16 protein-coding genes and 1 pseudogene are annotated in these 17,375 nt (G+C 61.1%); 11 read left to right on the top strand and 6 right to left on the bottom strand.

What is annotated here, in order from left to right; genetic code table 11:
* Positions 1–130: 130 nt before the first annotated feature.
* Positions 131–1,009, top strand: a complete 879-nt coding sequence (locus tag N6G83_RS14285; protein ID WP_025301656.1) for a siderophore-interacting protein — start codon at positions 131–133, stop codon at positions 1,007–1,009.
* 88 nt (positions 1,010–1,097) lie between these two features.
* Here the strand turns inward: N6G83_RS14285 and N6G83_RS14280 are convergent, their stop codons facing one another.
* Both N6G83_RS14280 and N6G83_RS14275 read right to left on the bottom strand, forming a co-directional pair.
* Positions 1,098–1,871 carry an amidohydrolase gene (locus N6G83_RS14280; protein WP_164068119.1) on the bottom strand — a complete coding sequence of 258 codons (774 nt, stop codon included), beginning with the start codon at positions 1,869–1,871 and terminating at the stop codon, positions 1,098–1,100.
* Entirely contained in the window at positions 1,859–3,019 is a 1,161-nt protein-coding gene (locus N6G83_RS14275) for a pyridoxal phosphate-dependent aminotransferase (protein WP_049208700.1), read from the bottom strand. The genes N6G83_RS14280 and N6G83_RS14275 overlap by 13 nt, the downstream gene beginning before the upstream one ends.
* Before the next feature lie 164 nt (positions 3,020–3,183).
* On the opposite strand from N6G83_RS14275, the gene N6G83_RS14270 reads away from it, so the two are divergent.
* From N6G83_RS14270 to N6G83_RS14260, 3 genes are read left to right on the top strand one after another with little or no spacing between them, the layout of a single operon-like run.
* Positions 3,184–3,798, top strand: a complete 615-nt coding sequence (locus N6G83_RS14270) for a methylthioribulose 1-phosphate dehydratase (protein WP_025301659.1) — start codon at positions 3,184–3,186, stop codon at positions 3,796–3,798.
* Positions 3,795–4,484 carry an acireductone synthase gene (mtnC, locus tag N6G83_RS14265; RefSeq protein WP_043135516.1) on the top strand — a complete coding sequence of 230 codons (690 nt, stop codon included), beginning with the start codon at positions 3,795–3,797 and terminating at the stop codon, positions 4,482–4,484. Before N6G83_RS14270 ends, mtnC begins: the two co-directional genes overlap by 4 nt.
* On the top strand, positions 4,481–5,023 hold the full coding sequence (locus N6G83_RS14260; RefSeq protein ID WP_043135518.1) for a 1,2-dihydroxy-3-keto-5-methylthiopentene dioxygenase: 543 nt from the start codon (positions 4,481–4,483) through the stop codon (positions 5,021–5,023). The genes mtnC and N6G83_RS14260 overlap by 4 nt, the downstream gene beginning before the upstream one ends.
* A gap of 17 nt (positions 5,024–5,040) precedes the next feature.
* Here the strand turns inward: N6G83_RS14260 and mtnA are convergent, their stop codons facing one another.
* Positions 5,041–6,069, bottom strand: coding sequence for an S-methyl-5-thioribose-1-phosphate isomerase (mtnA, locus tag N6G83_RS14255; protein WP_025301662.1), 1,029 nt, complete (start codon positions 6,067–6,069; stop codon positions 5,041–5,043).
* A gap of 145 nt (positions 6,070–6,214) precedes the next feature.
* Between mtnA and mtnK the strand changes: the two genes are divergently transcribed.
* Positions 6,215–7,414, top strand: coding sequence for an S-methyl-5-thioribose kinase (gene mtnK / locus N6G83_RS14250; RefSeq protein WP_260515541.1), 1,200 nt, complete (start codon positions 6,215–6,217; stop codon positions 7,412–7,414).
* A 73-nt stretch (positions 7,415–7,487) separates the two neighbouring features.
* Here mtnK and N6G83_RS14245 read toward each other — a convergent pair whose 3' ends face one another.
* The gene (locus N6G83_RS14245) at positions 7,488–7,640 is read right to left on the bottom strand and encodes a Hok/Gef family protein (protein ID WP_004930217.1); all 153 of its coding nucleotides are present in this window, start codon (positions 7,638–7,640) and stop codon (positions 7,488–7,490) included.
* A gap of 289 nt (positions 7,641–7,929) precedes the next feature.
* The gene (gene fadE / locus N6G83_RS14240) at positions 7,930–10,386 is read right to left on the bottom strand and encodes an acyl-CoA dehydrogenase FadE (RefSeq protein WP_260515539.1); all 2,457 of its coding nucleotides are present in this window, start codon (positions 10,384–10,386) and stop codon (positions 7,930–7,932) included.
* Between the two features lie 246 nt (positions 10,387–10,632).
* On the opposite strand from fadE, the gene lpcA reads away from it, so the two are divergent.
* Together lpcA and N6G83_RS14230 are read left to right on the top strand one after the other, a co-directional pair.
* Positions 10,633–11,214: a D-sedoheptulose 7-phosphate isomerase gene (gene lpcA / locus N6G83_RS14235; RefSeq protein ID WP_004930220.1), complete on the top strand. Its 582-nt coding sequence runs from the start codon at positions 10,633–10,635 to the stop codon at positions 11,212–11,214.
* A gap of 97 nt (positions 11,215–11,311) precedes the next feature.
* A complete protein-coding gene (locus N6G83_RS14230; protein WP_019454310.1) occupies positions 11,312–12,115 on the top strand; it encodes a class II glutamine amidotransferase in 804 nt (267 codons plus the stop codon).
* Here the strand turns inward: N6G83_RS14230 and dpaA are convergent.
* Positions 12,050–12,816 (bottom strand): annotated as a pseudogene (gene dpaA / locus N6G83_RS14225) (peptidoglycan meso-diaminopimelic acid protein amidase). The gene N6G83_RS14230 and the pseudogene dpaA overlap by 66 nt on opposite strands.
* A gap of 554 nt (positions 12,817–13,370) precedes the next feature.
* On the opposite strand from dpaA, the gene N6G83_RS14220 reads away from it, so the two are divergent.
* The 4 genes from N6G83_RS14220 to N6G83_RS14205 are packed head-to-tail and all read left to right on the top strand — an operon-like array spanning position 13,371 to position 17,371.
* Positions 13,371–14,720 (top strand): Na(+)-translocating NADH-quinone reductase subunit A, encoded by a 1,350-nt coding sequence (locus N6G83_RS14220; protein ID WP_049208695.1) that lies wholly within the window; start codon positions 13,371–13,373, stop codon positions 14,718–14,720.
* Positions 14,721–14,723: 3 nt separating this feature from the next.
* On the top strand, positions 14,724–15,965 hold the full coding sequence (locus N6G83_RS14215; RefSeq protein ID WP_016928991.1) for an NADH:ubiquinone reductase (Na(+)-transporting) subunit B: 1,242 nt from the start codon (positions 14,724–14,726) through the stop codon (positions 15,963–15,965).
* Entirely contained in the window at positions 15,955–16,749 is a 795-nt protein-coding gene (locus N6G83_RS14210; RefSeq protein WP_025301668.1) for a Na(+)-translocating NADH-quinone reductase subunit C, read from the top strand. The genes N6G83_RS14215 and N6G83_RS14210 overlap by 11 nt, the downstream gene beginning before the upstream one ends.
* Positions 16,742–17,371: an NADH:ubiquinone reductase (Na(+)-transporting) subunit D gene (locus N6G83_RS14205; RefSeq protein ID WP_004930232.1), complete on the top strand. Its 630-nt coding sequence runs from the start codon at positions 16,742–16,744 to the stop codon at positions 17,369–17,371. The genes N6G83_RS14210 and N6G83_RS14205 overlap by 8 nt, the downstream gene beginning before the upstream one ends.
* Positions 17,372–17,375: the final 4 nt, after the last annotated feature.

Genomic DNA, 17,375 nt, shown 5'->3' with positions numbered 1-17,375 from the left:
CGATACATTAACGTAATTAATTAGTTTTATTAACATTTTGCCCGCTGTGCGATCGAGCACCCCACGCCGTCAACACGGCAGCCGATCGGCCATACGCACAAGCGACAGCCGTTGCCGGAGAATCGAGAACATGTCCGCCAGCTACAGAATTTTTGATATCACCTTGAAAAGCAAAACGCTGATTTCATCTTCGCTGGTGCGCTGCGTGTTTGAAGGTGCGGATATTCATCGGATGAAGCTCGAAGCGCCGGACCAGCGCATCAAACTGTTGTTCCCGGCGGCGGACGGCAAGATCCCGCAGTTGGTCAACAGCCCGGACTGGTACGGCGATTACATGGCGATCCCCAAAGAACAGCGTCCGGTGATGCGCACCTATACGTTGCGTGCGCTGCGCCGCGAGCAGAATCAGATGGACGTCGAGTTCGTGTTGCATGGCGTGAACGGCCCGGCTTCCGCCTGGGCGACCCATGCCGAACCCGGAGACACGATTCAAACGGTCGCCCCCAACGGTGACTTCGACGGCGACAGCGGCGGTTACGAATGGGCGCCGCCGGCGCAGTTGCAACAGGCGTTGCTGATCGCCGATGAGACGGCGGTGCCGGCGGCGATGGCGATTCTGGAACAGCTGGCGCAGCAGGCCAATCCGCCGCGGGTGCAGGCGTTTTTTGAGGTGCCGGTGGCGGGGGATTGCCTGGATTTGGCGCATTTCCCGTTCGCCGAGGTCTACTGGCTGCCGCGTGACGTCGGCCGCCAGCTGGCACACGGTACGCTGCTGGTGGAAGCGGTGCGCCAGCGGGTGGATATCCCCGCATCGGCGTGCGCACAGGCGCAGTCACTGGCGGAAAGCAGCCTGAGCGATGAGGTGCTGTGGGAGCGGGCGGCCGGCAGCAACGCTTTTTATGCCTGGGTGGCGGCCGAATCTTCTGCGGTGAAAACGCTGCGGCGTTACCTGATTGGCGAACGCGATCTGGATCGCTCCACCGTCAACTTCATGGCCTATTGGTGCTGAACGAGCCGTCCTTTTCCGGCATCGGCGCGGAGTCTTTATCTCTCTGCCGAAGATCGACGCGCTAATCGCCGGCTGGGATCGCGTTTAATCAGTCGAGACGCAGAAAGCTGTCGGCATCGCGCCAGGCCGGGAAGGCGCTGCGGTAGCTCTGCAGGGTTTCCAGCGACAGCTCGGCGTCCAGGCGCGTGGCCGCGCCGGGTTCCGCATCCGCCAGGATCTCGCCCTGAGGGCTGATGATTAAGCTGTCTCCGCTGTAGCTCAGTCCGTTAGGATCTTCGCCCACCCGGTTGCAGCCCGCCACATACACCTGATTCTCAATCGCCCGCGCCGCCAGCAGCGTTTGCCAATGGCGGCTGCGCGGCGCCGGCCAGTTGGCGACGTACAGCGCCAGATCGTAATCCTGCTGATAGCGCGCCCAGACCGGGAAACGCAGGTCGTAGCAGATCTGCGGCAGGATGCGCCAGCCGCGCCACTCGAAGATTTCACGCCGGTTGCCGGCCTGGTAATGCAGGTGTTCGCCGGCCATGCGGAACAGGTGGCGTTTATCATAGGCATGCACCTGGCCGCCCGGCTCTACCAGCAGGAAGCGGTTGACCGCGCCTTCGGGCGTTTTCAGCGCCACGCTGCCGCCGATTAACGCGTGGCTTTTCACCGCCCAACCGCGCAGCCAGTCGATCACCTGCTGTTCGGGCAGGGCGCTCTCGCCGGCATCCATGGCAAAACCGGTGGTGAACATTTCCGGCAAAACGATGAGATCGCGCCCGGCGATCGGCGCCAGCAACGCGTCGAAGGCGGCCAGGTTAGCGAGGCCGTCGCGCCAGACCAGAGGTTGCTGCAACAGGGTAATTTTTAAAGTCGACATAACCGCTCCGCAGCTGCATCCAGCGTGGCGTCCTGTTTAGCGAAGCACAGCCGGATCAATTTATGGGGGAAAGGATCGGCACAGAAGACCGACAGCGGAATGGCCGCCACGCCCACGTGCTCGGTTAACCAATGGCAGAATGCCACATCGTCCAGATCGGAGATGGCGCTGTAGTCCGCCAGCAAAAAGTATGTACCCGCGCAGGGTAAAATTTCCAGTCGGCTGCGCGCCAGCGCCTGCACAAAGCGATCGCGCTTGGCGCGATAGAACGCCGGCAACTGCCGCCAGTGCTCCGGCTCGGCACGCAGGCTATCCGCTAGCGCCAGCTGCGCCGGGGTGTTGACCGAAAAGGTCAGGTATTGATGCACCTTGCGCACCTCGGCGCTCAGCGCGGCGGGCGCCACGCAGTAACCCACTTTCCAGCCGGTCATGTGGAAGGTTTTACCGAAGGAGGACACCGCGATCGCCCGTTGGCGCAGCTGCGGGTGGGCCAACACGCTGGCGTGGCCGCCTTTGGCGAAGCAGATGTGTTCGTAGACTTCGTCGCTGAGCACGTAGATTTCGCGTTCTGCAATGGCGTGCCACAGCTGCTGCATATCTTCCGCCTGCCAGGCGGTGGCGGACGGGTTGTGCGGCGTGTTGACGATCACCAGGCGGGTGCGCGGCGACAGCGCGGCGGCGAACCGTTGCCAATCCACGGCAAACGCGGGCGGCTGCAGGGCGAGGCGTTTGAGTACGCCGCCGGCCAGCGTCACCGCCGGCGCATAGCTATCGTAGCTGGGATCGAAGCAGACCACCTCATCGCCGGGGCGCACCAGCGCGCTGATGGCGGCGAACAGCGCTTCGGTGGCGCCGGCGGTGACGGTCACTTCAGCAGCGGCGTCCGGCTGCCAGCCATACAGCTCGGCGGTTTTGTCGGCGATGGCTTCGCGCAGCGGCGCCACCCCGGTCATCGGCGCATATTGGTTGGCGCCCTGGGCAACGTGCCAGGCCAAGCGTTCTTTCAGGTAGTCCGGCCCGTCGAAATCAGGGAAGCCCTGAGACAGGTTGATCGCCTGATGCTGCTGCGCCAGCGCGCTCATTTGGGTAAAGATGGTGGTGCCCAGGGCAGGCAGTTTACTTTCGGGAATCAATGCGGAAGTGCTCATAGCAGGTGAATACTCCAGGCGCTTATATTGCCGTCAATATAACACGATGCTAGTATTTGGCAATCAAGACGCTTAGATGGCTAAATGCGAAAAAGTGCTTAGCCCGCCACGCGGCAGGCAAAGTTTCATCTGCCGGCCGCCTTACCGAACGGGAAATGATAATAATGACGGATAATCCGCAATTTACCGCATTGCTGGCGGCCTGCCACTGGATTGGCGACAAAGGCTGGTGCCCGGCGACCGGCGGCAACATGTCGCTGCGCCTCGACGAACGTCAGTGCCTGGTCACCGAGTCCGGCAAAGACAAGGGCAGCCTGAGCGCCGCCGATTTTCTGCGGGTGGATATCGCCGACAATCATGTGCCGAGCGGCCGCACGCCGTCGGCGGAGACCGGGCTGCATACGCTGCTCTACCGCCTGTCTGCGCACATCGGCGCGGTGCTGCATACCCATTCCGTCAACGCTACCGTACTGTCGCGGGTGGAACGCGGCGATGCGCTGGTGCTGCAGGGATACGAAATGCAGAAGTCGCTGGCCGGCCAGCGCAGCCACCTGGACAGTGTGGCGATCCCCATTTTTGATAACGATCAGGATATCCCCCGGTTGGCGGCGCGTGTGGCGGCCTATGCCGAGGCCACGCCGCTGCAATACGGCTTTCTGGTGCGCGGCCACGGTCTGTATTGCTGGGGAAGCCAGGTGGCGGAAGCCCGCCGCCATCTCGAAGGGCTGGAATTCCTATTCCAGTGTGAACTGCAACGCCGCTTACTGGAGGCGAAATGATCCGCGCCATCGTGACCGATATTGAAGGCACCACCAGCGATATTCGCTTTGTGCATCAGGTACTGTTTCCTTATGCCCGCGAACGGCTGGCGGATTTTGTGCGCCGCCATGCCGCTGAGAGCGAAGTCGCCGCGCCGCTGGCGGCGCTGCGCGCTGAAATTGACCAGCCGCAGGCAGATCTCGATGCGCTGATCGCCGCCCTGTACCGCTTTATGGATGAAGATCGCAAATCCACCGCGCTCAAGGCGTTGCAGGGCATCATCTGGCGCAGCGGTTACCGCGAAGGGGATTTTCGCGGGCATCTGTACCCGGAAGTCGCCGGGCAGTTGGCCGCCTGGCAGCGGCAGGGAGTGAAGCTTTACGTCTATTCCTCCGGTTCGGTGGAAGCGCAGAAGCTGCTGTTCGGCCACAGCGACGCGGGCGATCTGCAGCCGCTGTTCAGCGGCTATTTCGATACGCACGTCGGCGCCAAGCGCGAAACCGCGTCGTACCGCAACATCGCGCAGGCTATCGGCATCGCGCCCGACGAGCTGCTGTTCCTGTCCGATATTCACCAGGAGCTGGACGCCGCGCAGGCCGCCGGCTGGCATACCTGCCAGCTGATCCGCGATGAGGCGGACGAGCAAAGCCGGCATCCGCAGGTTAACCGTTTTGATCGTATCGATTTAGGGGAGTTCGTCTCATGAGTGGATTGACCATTTTCAGCGATAAAGCGCCGCAGCAGCCGCTGTGGCAGAGCCGCGACGCGCAGGAGATCCAGCGCCAGCTGGCGCAAATCGGCGTGCGCTTTGAGCGCTGGCAGGCGGATCGCGAGCTGGGCGACAACCCGCAGCCGGAGGCAGTGATCGCCGCCTACCAGCATGAGATCGACCGGCTGGTGGCGGAAAAGGGCTACCAGAGTTGGGACGTGATCAGCATGCGGCCGGACCACGAGCAGCGTCAGGCGCTGCGCGAAAAATTCCTGTCCGAACACACGCACGGCGAGGATGAAGTGCGCTTTTTCGTTGAAGGGGCGGGGCTGTTTTGCCTGCATCTGGACGGCAAGATCTTCCAGATCCTGTGCGAAAAGAACGATCTGATCTCGGTGCCGGCCAACACCCGTCACTGGTTCGATATGGGCTCGGCGCCGCACTTTACCGCGATCCGGGTATTTGACAACCCGGAAGGCTGGGTGGCGCATTTCACCGGCGACACGATCGCCGATGCCTATCCGCGTTTGGACTGATCGTCAACCGGCGGGCGTTACCCCAGCGCCCGCTGGAAAATCCCCGCTTCAACCTGTTGCGGCGTGATCACGCCGCTGTCGAACACCCACCCGCTGATAAGCTTCGCCGGCGTGACATCGAACGCCGGATTGTACACCGGTGCCTCGTTCGGCGCCCACTGGCAGGCGCCGAAGCTGCCTGAAACGCCGGTGACTTCGGCCGCCGCGCGTTGCTCGATCGGGATGGCGGCGCCGTCCGGACAGTGCGGATCGTGGGTGGTGTGCGGGGCGGCCACGTAGAACGGGATGCCGTGATAGTGCGCCAGCACCGCCAGGCTGTAGGTGCCAATCTTGTTGGCGACGTCGCCGTTGGCGGCGATGCGATCCGCGCCGACCCACACCGCATCGACCTGGCCCTGCGCCATCAGGCTGGCGGCCATCGAATCGCAGATCAGACGATAGGGAATGCCCAGCTCGCCCAGTTCCCAGGCGGTCAGACGACCGCCCTGCAGCAGCGGCCGGGTTTCATCGACCCACACCTGTTGCACTTTGCCCTGCTGGTGGGCGCGCAGCAGCACCCCGATGGCGGTGCCGACGCCGGCGGTGGCCAACCCGCCGGTATTGCAGTGGGTCAGCAGGCGGCTGCCGGGCTTGACCAGCCCAGCGCCGTGATCGGCGATGCGATCGCACAGCCGGCGATCTTCCTCCACCAGCCGCAGCGCTTCGTTCACCATCGCCGGCGCCCAGTCAGGCTCCGCCAGCGCCAGCTTCATGCGATCCAGATTGTTCATCAGGTTAACCGCCGTCGGGCGCGCGGCGCGCAGCGTGTGCAGCGCCTGTTCCAGCTCGGCGCGCGGCAGACCGCGTTCCGCCAGCAGCGCCAACAGCAGGCTGGCGGACAGCCCGATCAGCGGTGCGCCGCGCACCCGCAGGCTGTGAATGTGCCCGACCAACTCTTCCACGCTGTCGCAGGCCCGCCACCGCTTTTCCTGCGGCAGAGCTTGCTGATCGAGGATCCAAAGGCGGTTATCTCGCAGGGTCAAACTGGTGGTGTTAAGCGCTTGCATCGGCGGTTAATTCCTTGTTGCGTGGTTATTGCATCTGAAACGCTATTCTGCCAACATGACTTCCAGATGTATAGACGTCCAAATGCTTTTACGTCTAAATAATCAGAGTCGCTGGGTCAGTGAGAGAGAACAGAGGGGTTGGGGAATGTCGCTTTATCGTACGTTTACGGCCGCCGATGCCGTTGAATATGCCCGCCAATATGGGCAGGTGGCCGAACCGCAGGCGCTGGTGAGCGCCGACGAGATCGGTGACGGCAACCTGAACCTGGTGTTCAAGATCCGCGATCGCGAAGGCGTGAGTCGGGTGATCGTCAAACAGGCGCTGCCCTACGTGCGCTGCGTGGGCGAATCCTGGCCGCTGACGTTGGATCGGGCGCGCATCGAAGCGGAAACGCTGCTGGTCCACGGCAGTTTCTGCCCAAGGCATACGGTAAAAGTCTTGCATCACGATCCCGAATTGGCGGTGATGGTGCAGGAAGATCTCTCCGATCATCGCATCTGGCGCAGTGAACTGGTGCAGGGGAACTATCACCCGCTGGCGGCCGGGCAACTGGCGGAATACCTGGCGCAGACGCTGTTTCACACCTCCGATTTTTATCAGTCGGCGCAGCAGAAGAAGGCGGAAGTCAGCCGTTTCACCAACCCCGAGCTGTGCCAGATCACCGAAGATCTGTTCTTTACCGACCCCTATACCGACCATGAGCGCAATCAGTTCGAGGCGGCGCTGTTGCCGCAGGTGCAGGCGCTGCGTGAGGATGCGCCGCTGAAGCTGGCGGTCGCCGGCCTGAAACATCGTTTCCTCAGCAAAGCGGAGGCGCTGCTGCACGGCGATATTCACAGTGGTTCAATTTTCGTGGCGGAAGGGCGGTTGAAAGCGATCGACGCTGAATTCGGTTTCTACGGCCCGATCGGTTTCGATGTCGGCACTGCGTTAGGCAACCTGCTGCTCAACTATTGTGGCCAGCCGGGGCTGTTCGGGCCGCGCGACGCCGCCGCCGGACGCGAGCAGCGCCTGCAGGATGTGCGCGAGCTGTGGCTGATTTTCGCCGATCGCTTCCTGGCGCTGTGCCATCAGCAAAGCCGCGATGCGGCGCTGGCGACGCCGGGTTACGCCGAGCAGTTCCTGCAGCAGGTCTGGGCTGACGCAGTAGGGTACTGTGGCACCGAACTGATCCGGCGCACCATCGGCCTGGCGCACGTCGCCGATCTGGACAGCATCGCCGACGCCGACATGCGCCTCGACTGTCAGCGTCACGCCCTGGGATTGGGGCGCACGCTGATCGTCAATGCGCCGCAGATCGAGCATATCGATGCGCTGTTGGCGCGCACTCGCCAGCAGGGCTGAAAAGGCGGGTGCTCGTGGATCCTGCCTGACATCATCAGCCAACGGGCGGGGCGAACCCCGCCGTTGGGTTGCCTTACCGTTCGGATTCGTAAGCCAAAGTGGCCGCAACCTCCGAGTCTCCCAACCTGATGCGCAGTTCGCACAGCGAACCGCGGGTTAGCCAGATGAACGCGATCAGCGTCATACAGACGATCACCAGTTTAAGTACGACCCGTTTTTGCTGCATTTTTGACCTCCCTATCCTTGCCTTGCGGCGGGTAAGAGGCTAGCCTGATGTTGCTTGGCATCAGAGTGGCCTCGGGTTGATAATATCGACTCGGGGCCTTTCTCTTTCTCTCCTTTGCCAAGGCTCCGGACAGAAAGATCCAGAGCACCCGCCGCGCTGTCTACTCGAACTTCCTTCCCGTGAAATCCGCCGTTGCGCCAACCTGCGGCGCGGTGCGCAGTTTGTGGTGCAAGAAAAGAAAAAGGGGCGATGATGATCGCCCCTTGGATGCGTGGAGTGGGAATTGGCGTTAAGCCGCTTCGGTCTGCTGTTGGCGCTTAGACTGCGCCGCCGGCTTTTCCGGCTTGGCGGCCGCCAGCGCATCCGGTGCAAAGTCGTCCACGTTGATGGAGCGCAGACGACTCTCTTCGGCTTTCACCAGGATCTTCGCTTCGTCGGCGCTGATCTTGCCTTCTTCCAGCGCGCGTTCCGCCAAACGATCCAGACGGGTGAACGGCAGGTTTTTGCCGGCTGCCTTGCACAGACGTTCGTGAATCGGCTCGGCGGCCATCACGTCGGCCAGCGCCGCTTCCAGCAGGCCGATTGGGTTATGTTCGCTCGGCGTCAGGTACTGACCGCGCCCCAGGCGGCTGCGGGTGGCGGAAGGCACCTGCAGGATCTTGGCCAACTGGTGATCCAGGCGATCGGACGGTGCGGTATGCACGCGGCCGAACGGGAAGACCACGAAGCGCATCGCGCCAGCGATAAAGCGGTTCGGGAAGTTGCGCAGCAGGTCATCCAGCGCCTGTTCGGCTTTATGCAGGCTGTCTTGCACGCCCCAATGCACCAGCGGCAGATCTTCTTTCTGACGGCCTTCGTCGTCAAAGCGTTTCAGCACGGCGGAAGCCAAATACATCTGGCTGAGGATATCCCCCAGGCGAGCGGAGATACGCTCACGGCGCTTCAGGCTGCCGCCCAGCACGCCCATGGAAACGTCCGACAGCAGCGCCAGGTTGGCGCTCAGGCGGTTCAACTGCTGATAGTAACGACGGGTCGCATCCTTGGTCGGCGTGGCGCTGGTGCGGCCGTTGGTCAGGCCCAGCCAGAAGCTGCGTACCTTGTTGCTGCCGACGTGGCCCAGGTGGCCGAACAGCGATTTATCGAAGGCGTTCAGATCGTTGTTCTGCGCCGCTGCCATTTCATCCAGCACATAAGGATGGCAGCGGATTGCGCCCTGGCCGAAGATCATCATGGTGCGGGTCAGGATGTTCGCGCCTTCCACCGTGATGGCGATCGGTGCGCCCTGATAGGCTCGAGCCAGGAAGTTGGATTCGCCCAGCATGATGCCTTTACCGCCGGCGATGTCCATGGCGTCAACGATCGACTGCTGGCCGCGGTGTGTACAGTGGTATTTGACGATGGCCGACAGCACGGCCGGTTTCTCGCCCTGCACCAGCGCGTAGGTGATCAGCGAAGCGGCGGCGTCCATCACATAGGTGTTGCCGGCGATGCGTGCCAACGGCTCTTCGATCCCCTCCATCTTGCCGATGGAGATCTTGAACTGACGGCGAATGTGCGCGTAGGCGCCGGTCGCCAGGGCGATGGATTTCAGGCTGCCGGTAGAGTTGGACGGCAGGGTGATGCCGCGGCCGACCGACAGGCATTCAACCAGCATGCGCCAGCCCTGGCCGGCCATTTTCGGCCCGCCGATGATGTAATCGATCGGCACGAACACGTCGGTGCCGCGGGTTGGGCCGTTCTGGAACGGCACGTTCAGCGGGAAGTGACGGTTGCCGATTTCCACGCCCGGCGTGCTGGTTGGGATCAGCGCACAGGTGATGCCCGGGGATTCGTTGTCGCTCAGCAGGCGATTCGGGTCATGCAGTTTGAACGCTAGGCCCAGTACGGTAGCGACCGGCGCCAGCGTGATGTAGCGCTTGTTCCAGGTCAGGCGCATGCCCAGTACCTGCTTGCCTTGCCATTCGCCCATGCACACGGTGCCCACGTCCGGGATCGCGCCGGCATCGGAACCCGCTTCCGGGCTGGTCAGCGCGAAGCAAGGAATTTCGTCGCCGCGCGCCAGGCCCGGCAGATAGTGGTTTTTCTGTTCTTCGGTACCGTAGTGCTGCAGCAGTTCGCCCGGGCCGAGGGAGTTTGGCACGCCGACGGTGATCGCCAGGATGCCGGAAACGCCGGCCAGTTTTTGCAGCACCATCGCCTGAGCGTAAGGTGAGAATTCCAGACCGCCGTACTCTTTCTTGATGATCATCGCGAAGAAACGGTGTTCTTTCAGGTACGCCCAGAGTTCAGGCGGCAGATCGGCCAGTTCGTGGGTGATCTGGAAGTCGTTGGCCATGCGGCAGGCTTCTTCCACCGGGCCGTCGATAAACGCCTGCTCTTCTTCCGTTAGGCGCGGTTTCGGGTAGCTGTGCAGCTTGTTCCAGTCCGGCGCGCCGCGGAACAGATCGCCTTCCCACCAGGTGGTACCGGCGTCGATCGCTTCCTTCTCGGTGGTGGACATCGGCGGCATCACCTTGCGGAAGGCTCGCAGCGTCGGCGCGGAGAGCAGGGAACGGCGTACAGAGGAAAGGTTCAGCGGCAGCAGCACGATCGCCAGCGGCAGCAACAGCCAGAAGCTCCACAGGCCGATAGCACCCATGGCGGCAGTGTACGCCACCAGGATCAGGCTGCTGAGGGTAAGGTTCACTCGGTGGTAGAACACCACGCCGAGGAGAGCCAGGAAAACGACGATACTAAGAACCATCATAAGAAGCTCCGAAGTAGTAAGAGGTCTGACCTGTTGTGTGTATGTAATAGGTTTTAGTACAAGGCAGAATTTTTATCAATGCGTTTACAGTTTAATTACAACTCAGGTCACAAACTGACAGCACCAATCATCAAAAACCTCTCCGCTTCCTTAACTGGCGCGCTGTTTGGCTGAGAATGCTTCTCGCTGTTTCCGCGATCCGGTACACTGCGAAGCGGAAGATTTGACGATAACAAGAGGTTCCTCATGTACCACGACCTTATTCGCAGTGAACTGAACGAAGCAGCTGATACCCTGGCGAAATTTATCAATGACGACGCCAACATCGACGCCATCCAACGTGCGGCGGTGCTGCTGGCGGATTCCTTCAAAGCCGGCGGTAAAGTGATTTCCTGCGGCAACGGCGGTTCCCATTGCGACGCGATGCACTTCGCCGAAGAGCTGACCGGCCGCTACCGTGAAAACCGCCCGGGCTACCCGGCGATTGCCATCTCGGACGTGAGCCATCTGTCCTGCGTCAGCAACGATTTCGGCTATGAGTATGTGTTCTCCCGCTATGTGGAAGCGGTGGGCCGCGAAGGCGACGTGCTGCTGGGCATTTCCACCTCCGGCAACTCCGGCAACATCATCAAGGCCATCGACGCGGCGCGTGCCAAGGGGATGAAAGTGATCACCCTGACCGGCAAGGACGGCGGCAAAATGGCGGGTTCCGCCGATGTGGAAATTCGCGTGCCGCACTTCGGCTACGCCGACCGCATTCAGGAAATCCACATCAAAGCGATTCACATCTTGATTCAGCTGATCGAAAAAGAGATGGTTAAGGCTTGATAGCCTTCGGGGAGCTGCGGCTCCCCATGGATAAGACGGCGGACGCCGCATGGTGCGTCCGCACAGCCTGTGTCAGTGTGGTTAAGGAGTGCTGGCGATGTGTGAACTGCTCGGGATGAGCGCAAACGTACCGACCGATATCTGCTTCAGCTTTACCGGCCTGGTACAGCGCGGCGGCCGCACCGGGCCGCATAAGGATGGCTGGGGCATTACCTTCTATGAAGGGAACGGCTGCCGCACATTCAAGGATCCGCAGCCGAGCTTCAACTCGCCGATCGCCCGCCTGGTACAGGACTACCCGATCAAGTCCTGTGCGGTGGTGTCCCATATTCGCCAGGCCAATCGCGGCGAAGTGGCGTTGGAAAACACCCACCCGTTCACCCGCGAACTGTGGGGCCGCAACTGGACCTACGCGCACAATGGCCAATTGAAAGGCTATCGTCAGTTGGATACCGGCACGTTCCGCCCGGTCGGCCAGACCGACAGCGAATACGCGTTCTGCTGGCTGCTGCATCAGCTGGCGCTGAAATACCCGCGCACCCCGAGCCAGTGGCCGGCGGTTTTCCGCTATATCGGCCTGTTGGCGAGCCAGCTGCGCAAGAAAGGGGTCTTCAATATGCTGTTGTCGGACGGGCGCTTCGTGATGGCCTATTGCTCCACCAACCTGTATTGGATCACGCGCCGCGCGCCGTTCGGCAAGGCGACGCTGCTCGATCAGGATGTGGAAATCGATTTTCAGCAGCAGACCACACCGAACGATGTGGTCACGGTGATCGCCACCCAACCGCTGACCGCCAACGAAACCTGGCACAAGATTGAGCCAGGCGAGTTCGCGTTATTTCACTTCGGTGAGCGGCTTGTTCTGAGCGAAGGGATTGGTGTTGGGCGTCGGGCTGGCTGACGCGTACTGCGTCATCTGGCCGCTGCTCATCAACGGTTGACCCAGCACATACTGGCCGTTGTCTACGGTCATCATCGGCGGCTGGTGGTTCTTCGCGAAGTAATCGTAACCCGGCTTCAGCTGGCGCCAGAAGGCGATATAGCTGGATGACGCATGGCGCTTAAGGTTTTGCTCGGTCATGCGGAACGGGTAGATGCTGATGTCGACGCGGCTTTGGCCATAGGCGAAGGCGGCTTCGACGTAGCGATAGATCTCATCCATATAGGTGTTGGTCATCGCATAACAGCCAATCGATTTACATTCGCCGTGGATCATCAGATAAGCGCCGGAATAGCCCTGCGATTTATCGTAATCATTAGGGAAACCGATATTGATCGCCCGGTAATACTTGCTGTCGGGTTTCAGATGGCGCGCGTCAACGCTATAAAAGCCTTCCGGACTTTTAAGTCGCCTTCACGACGTTTAGGACCCAGCCCACCGGAGAAATTACAGATCGGGAACGTGTTGACCAGGCGGAATTCATTGCCCATTCGGGCATACAATTCCAGCTTGCGTTCCTCTTTGAAGATCTGAATATAGACCGGCGAACCCAATAATTGCTGTTTAACTACCGGCGCTTCGGGTACCTGCTCGCTGGCGCTGCAGGCCGTGATCATCGGCATAGAAACAAGCATCGCAAACAACAGCGCGATTTTGCTCATTATTATTCCTGCTTATATTTATCCGCCGGCGCAATTGAGGTTGGCCAGCATGCCACTGATTATTGTTTTTACTGCTGCAAAACACCGCCAGATTACCAGCGCGTTTATTTTTAGCAATACGTGATATGTATAAAAAAACGACAAAGCTCGATAAAAGTGAAATGACCGGCAGATTTTAACGATAAGTAGTGAAAAACAGGCGAAATTTAATTGCGTTTGCTTGACCCAAGTCACGACGTAACGCAGAACAATGTTGCGAACAATGTTAATATTCTCTCTTCAATTTAACGCGCTGTGGCGATTGAAGCGGCAAGAGTTATTGCATATAACCCGGCCGTTTTGATGGTTATTTGGCTACATGCCGTTAACACATCGACTGTCGCGCAAACAACGGAAAGGGGGACTCAAGGGAATGCGCGTTACCCCAGTTTTTCACTGCGAGAAAGTTCATGTTGGGCGTGCCGTTGTGCGCACTGCCCGGCAATCCTGGCATCGTCAGCACCCGCCTCTGGGGCCGGGCAGACGTGTAAACCCAACTACATCGTATAAATCCTATGATTAAGATCAGAAAAGGGTTAGATCTGCCGATAGCCGGAGCCCCGGTTCAGGCGATCCAAGATGGCCCGAACATTCAGCATGTCGCCCTGCTTGGGGAAGAGTATGTCGGAATGCGCCCCTCCATGCTGGTGCAGGAAGGCGATACCGTTAAGAAAGGCCAGGCGTTGTTCGAAGATAAGAAAAACCCCGGGGTTTTCTTCACGGCTCCCGCCAGCGGCCGCATCGTCGCGATTAACCGCGGCGAGCGGCGCGTATTGCAATCGGTGGTGATTGCGCTGGAAAACGGCGGCGACGATCAGCTCGAGTTTGCGCACTACCCGCAGGGGGAATTGGCCCAGTTGCCACGCGAACAGGTCGAGAGCGAACTGATCGCCAGTGGCCTGTGGACCGCACTGCGCACCCGCCCGTTCAGTAAAACGCCAAGCCCCGGCAGCGAACCGCGCGCCATTTTCGTCACCGCGATGGATACCCAACCGTTGGCCGCCGATCCGCAGGTGATCATCGCCGAGCAGCAGGCGGCGTTCAACGCCGGGCTGGTGGTCTTGGCACGCCTGACGGCGGGCAAGGTGCACGTATGTCACGCCGCCGGCGCCTCCGTTGGCCAGCAGAGCGGCCCGCAGATCGCCTACAGCGAATTTGCCGGCCCGCATCCCGCCGGGCTGGTGGGCACCCACATTCACTTCCTTGAACCGGTTAGCCTGAAGAAAATCGTTTGGCACATCGGCTACCAGGACGTCATCGCCATCGGCACGCTGTTCACCACCGGTAAGCTCGATACCCGCCGGGTCGTGGCGCTGGCCGGGCCGCAGGTGGCGCAGCCGGCGCTGCTGCGCACCCGCCTGGGGGCCAGCCTCGAGGAGCTGACCGCCGGCCGCCTGAAAGACGGCGAGAACCGGGTGATCTCCGGTTCGGTGCTGAACGGCATGCACGCCGCCGGGCCGAACGCCTGGCTCGGCCGTTTCCACTCGCAGGTGTCGGTGCTGGAAGAAGGGCGCGACAAAGAGCTGTTCGGCTGGATCGTGCCGTCGCCGAACAAGTTCTCTATTACCCGCACCACGCTGGGCCACTTCCTGAAAAACAAACTGTTCGCCTTCTCGACCACCACTAACGGCGGCGAACGCGCCATGGTGCCGATCGGCAACTACGAGCGGGTGATGCCGCTGGATATTTTGCCGACGCTGCTGCTGCGCGATTTGCTGGCGGGCGACAGCGACAGTGCGCAGGCGCTGGGCTGCCTGGAGCTGGACGAGGAAGATCTGGCGTTGTGCACCTTCGTTTGCCCCGGCAAGTATGAGTACGCGCCGGTGCTGCGCGAGGTGCTGACCAAGATTGAGCAGGAAGGATAACCGATGGGCCTGAAGAATTATTTTGAGAAGATAGAGCATCACTTCACGCCGGGCGGCAAACTGGAAAAGTGGTACCCGCTATATGAAGCGACCACCACGGTGTTTTATACCCCCGGCACGGTGACGCGCGGCGCTTCGCACGTGCGCGACGCCATCGATTTGAAACGCATGATGATCCTGGTGTGGCTGGCGGTGTTCCCGGCGATGTTCTGGGGCATGTACAACGTTGGCCAGCAGGCGATCCCGGCGCTGCACCATCTGTACAGCGGCGACGCGCTGCAACAGGTGCTGGCGGGCGACTGGCATTATCGTCTGGCGCAGTGGCTAGGCGCCTCGCTGGCGGCCGACGCCGGCTGGGTCAGCAAGATGGTGCTGGGCGCCTGTTACTTCCTGCCGATATACGCCGTGGTGTTTGTCGTCGGCGGCTTCTGGGAGGTGCTGTTCGCCATTATCCGTAAGCATGAGGTTAACGAAGGCTTCTTCGTCACTTCAATCCTGTTTGCGCTGATCGTGCCGCCGACCCTGCCGCTGTGGCAGGCCGCGCTTGGCATCACCTTCGGCGTGGTGGTGGCCAAAGAGATCTTCGGCGGCACCGGGCGCAACTTCCTCAACCCGGCGCTGGCCGGCCGCGCCTTCCTGTTCTTCGCCTATCCGGCGCAGATCTCCGGCGATTTGGTGTGGACCTCCGCGGACGGTTTCTCCGGCGCGACGCCGCTGGCGCAGTGGAGTGCAGGCGGGGCGCACAGCCTGAGCAACGTGGCCACCGGCCAGTCCATCAGCTGGCTGGACGCCTTCCTCGGCAACATTCCCGGCTCCATCGGTGAAGTCTCCACGCTGATGATCCTGATCGGCGGGGCGATTATCCTGTTCGGCCGCGTGGCCTCCTGGCGCATCGTCGCCGGCGTGATGCTCGGCATGGTGGCTTCTGCACTGTTGTTCAACGCCATCGGTTCGGACACCAACCCGATGTTCGCCATGCCGTGGTACTGGCATCTGGTGCTGGGCGGCTTCGCCTTCGGCATGATCTTTATGGCGACCGACCCGGTTTCCGCCTCCTTCACCAATAAGGGGAAATGGTGGTACGGCATTCTGATCGGCGTGATGTGCGTGCTGATCCGGGTGGTCAACCCCGCCTATCCGGAAGGCATGATGCTGGCGATCCTGTTCGCCAACCTGTTCGCACCGCTGTTCGATTACCTGGTGGTGCAGGCCAACATCAAGCGGAGAAAAGCCCGTGGCGAATGAAGCGAAAAACGACGGCATCGGTAAAACGCTGCTGGTAGTGCTGCTGCTGTGTCTGGTGTGTTCAGTGGTGGTGGCGGGCTCCGCCGTCGGCCTGAAGTCCAAACAGCAGGAGCAAAAGCTGCTCGATAAGCAGCGCAATATTCTCGACGTAGCCGGCCTGTTGCAGCCGAAAATGGAGAGCGAGCAGGTCAAGCGTCTGTACAGCGAGCGCATCGAACCGCGCCTGGTGGATCTGAACAGCGGCGAGTTTGTCGCTGGCAAGGCGGCGGCGTTCGATCTGGGCGCCGCGCTGCGCGACGACGCCAAAAGCGTGGCGTTGCCCGCGGGCGACGATCCGGCCGGTATCAAACGCCGTAGCAACCAGGCGGAAATCTACCTGGTGCGCGACGAAAGCGGCCAGGTGAACAAGCTTGTGCTGCCGGTATACGGCACCGGCCTGTGGTCGATGATGTACGCCTTCGTGGCGCTGGATAACGACGGCAATACGGTCAAGGGCATCACCTACTACGACCAGGGGGAAACCCCAGGGCTGGGCGGTGAGGTCGAGAATCCGTCCTGGCGCCAGCAGTGGGTCGGTAAACAGCTGTTCGACGACAACGGCCAGCCGGCGATCCGCGTGGTGAAAGGCGGCGCACGTCAGGGGGATGTGCACGGAGTGGACGGCCTATCCGGCGCCACGCTGACCTCCAACGGTGTGCAGCATACGTTTGATTTCTGGTTGGGCGAGCACGGCTTCGGCCCGTTCCTGAAAAAAGTTCGTGAAGGAGCGCTGAAAAATGGCTGATTCCAAAGAGATAAAGCGGGTCCTGCTGGGGCCGCTGTTCGACAATAACCCGATCGCCCTGCAGGTGTTGGGCGTCTGTTCTGCGTTGGCGGTGACCACCAAGCTGGAGACGGCGGTGGTGATGACCATTGCGGTGACGCTGGTGACCGCGTTCTCCAGCTTCTTCATCTCGCTGATCCGTCACCATATTCCCAACAGCGTGCGCATCATCGTGCAGATGGCGATCATCGCCTCGCTGGTGATCGTGGTCGATCAGCTGCTGCGCGCTTATGCGTTCGAGATCTCCAAGCAGCTGTCGGTGTTCGTCGGCCTTATCATCACCAACTGCATCGTGATGGGGCGCGCCGAGGCTTATGCCATGAAGTCGCCGCCGATCGAGAGCTTTATGGACGGCATCGGCAACGGGCTGGGTTACGGGGTGATCCTGGTGCTGGTCGGTTTCCTGCGCGAGCTGATTGGCTCCGGCAAGCTGTTCGGCGTCCCGGTGCTGGAAACGGTGCAGAACGGCGGCTGGTACCAGCCGAACGGCCTGTTCCTGCTGGCGCCGAGCGCGTTCTTCATCATCGGCCTGCTGATCTGGGTGCTGCGCACCCTGAAGCCGGCGCAGATCGAAAAGGAGTAAAGGC

Source organism: Serratia sp. PL7 (genome assembly GCF_945957435.1).
Note: the sequence above shows the minus strand (reverse complement) of the source record. Positions and strands in the feature narration are given on the sequence as shown.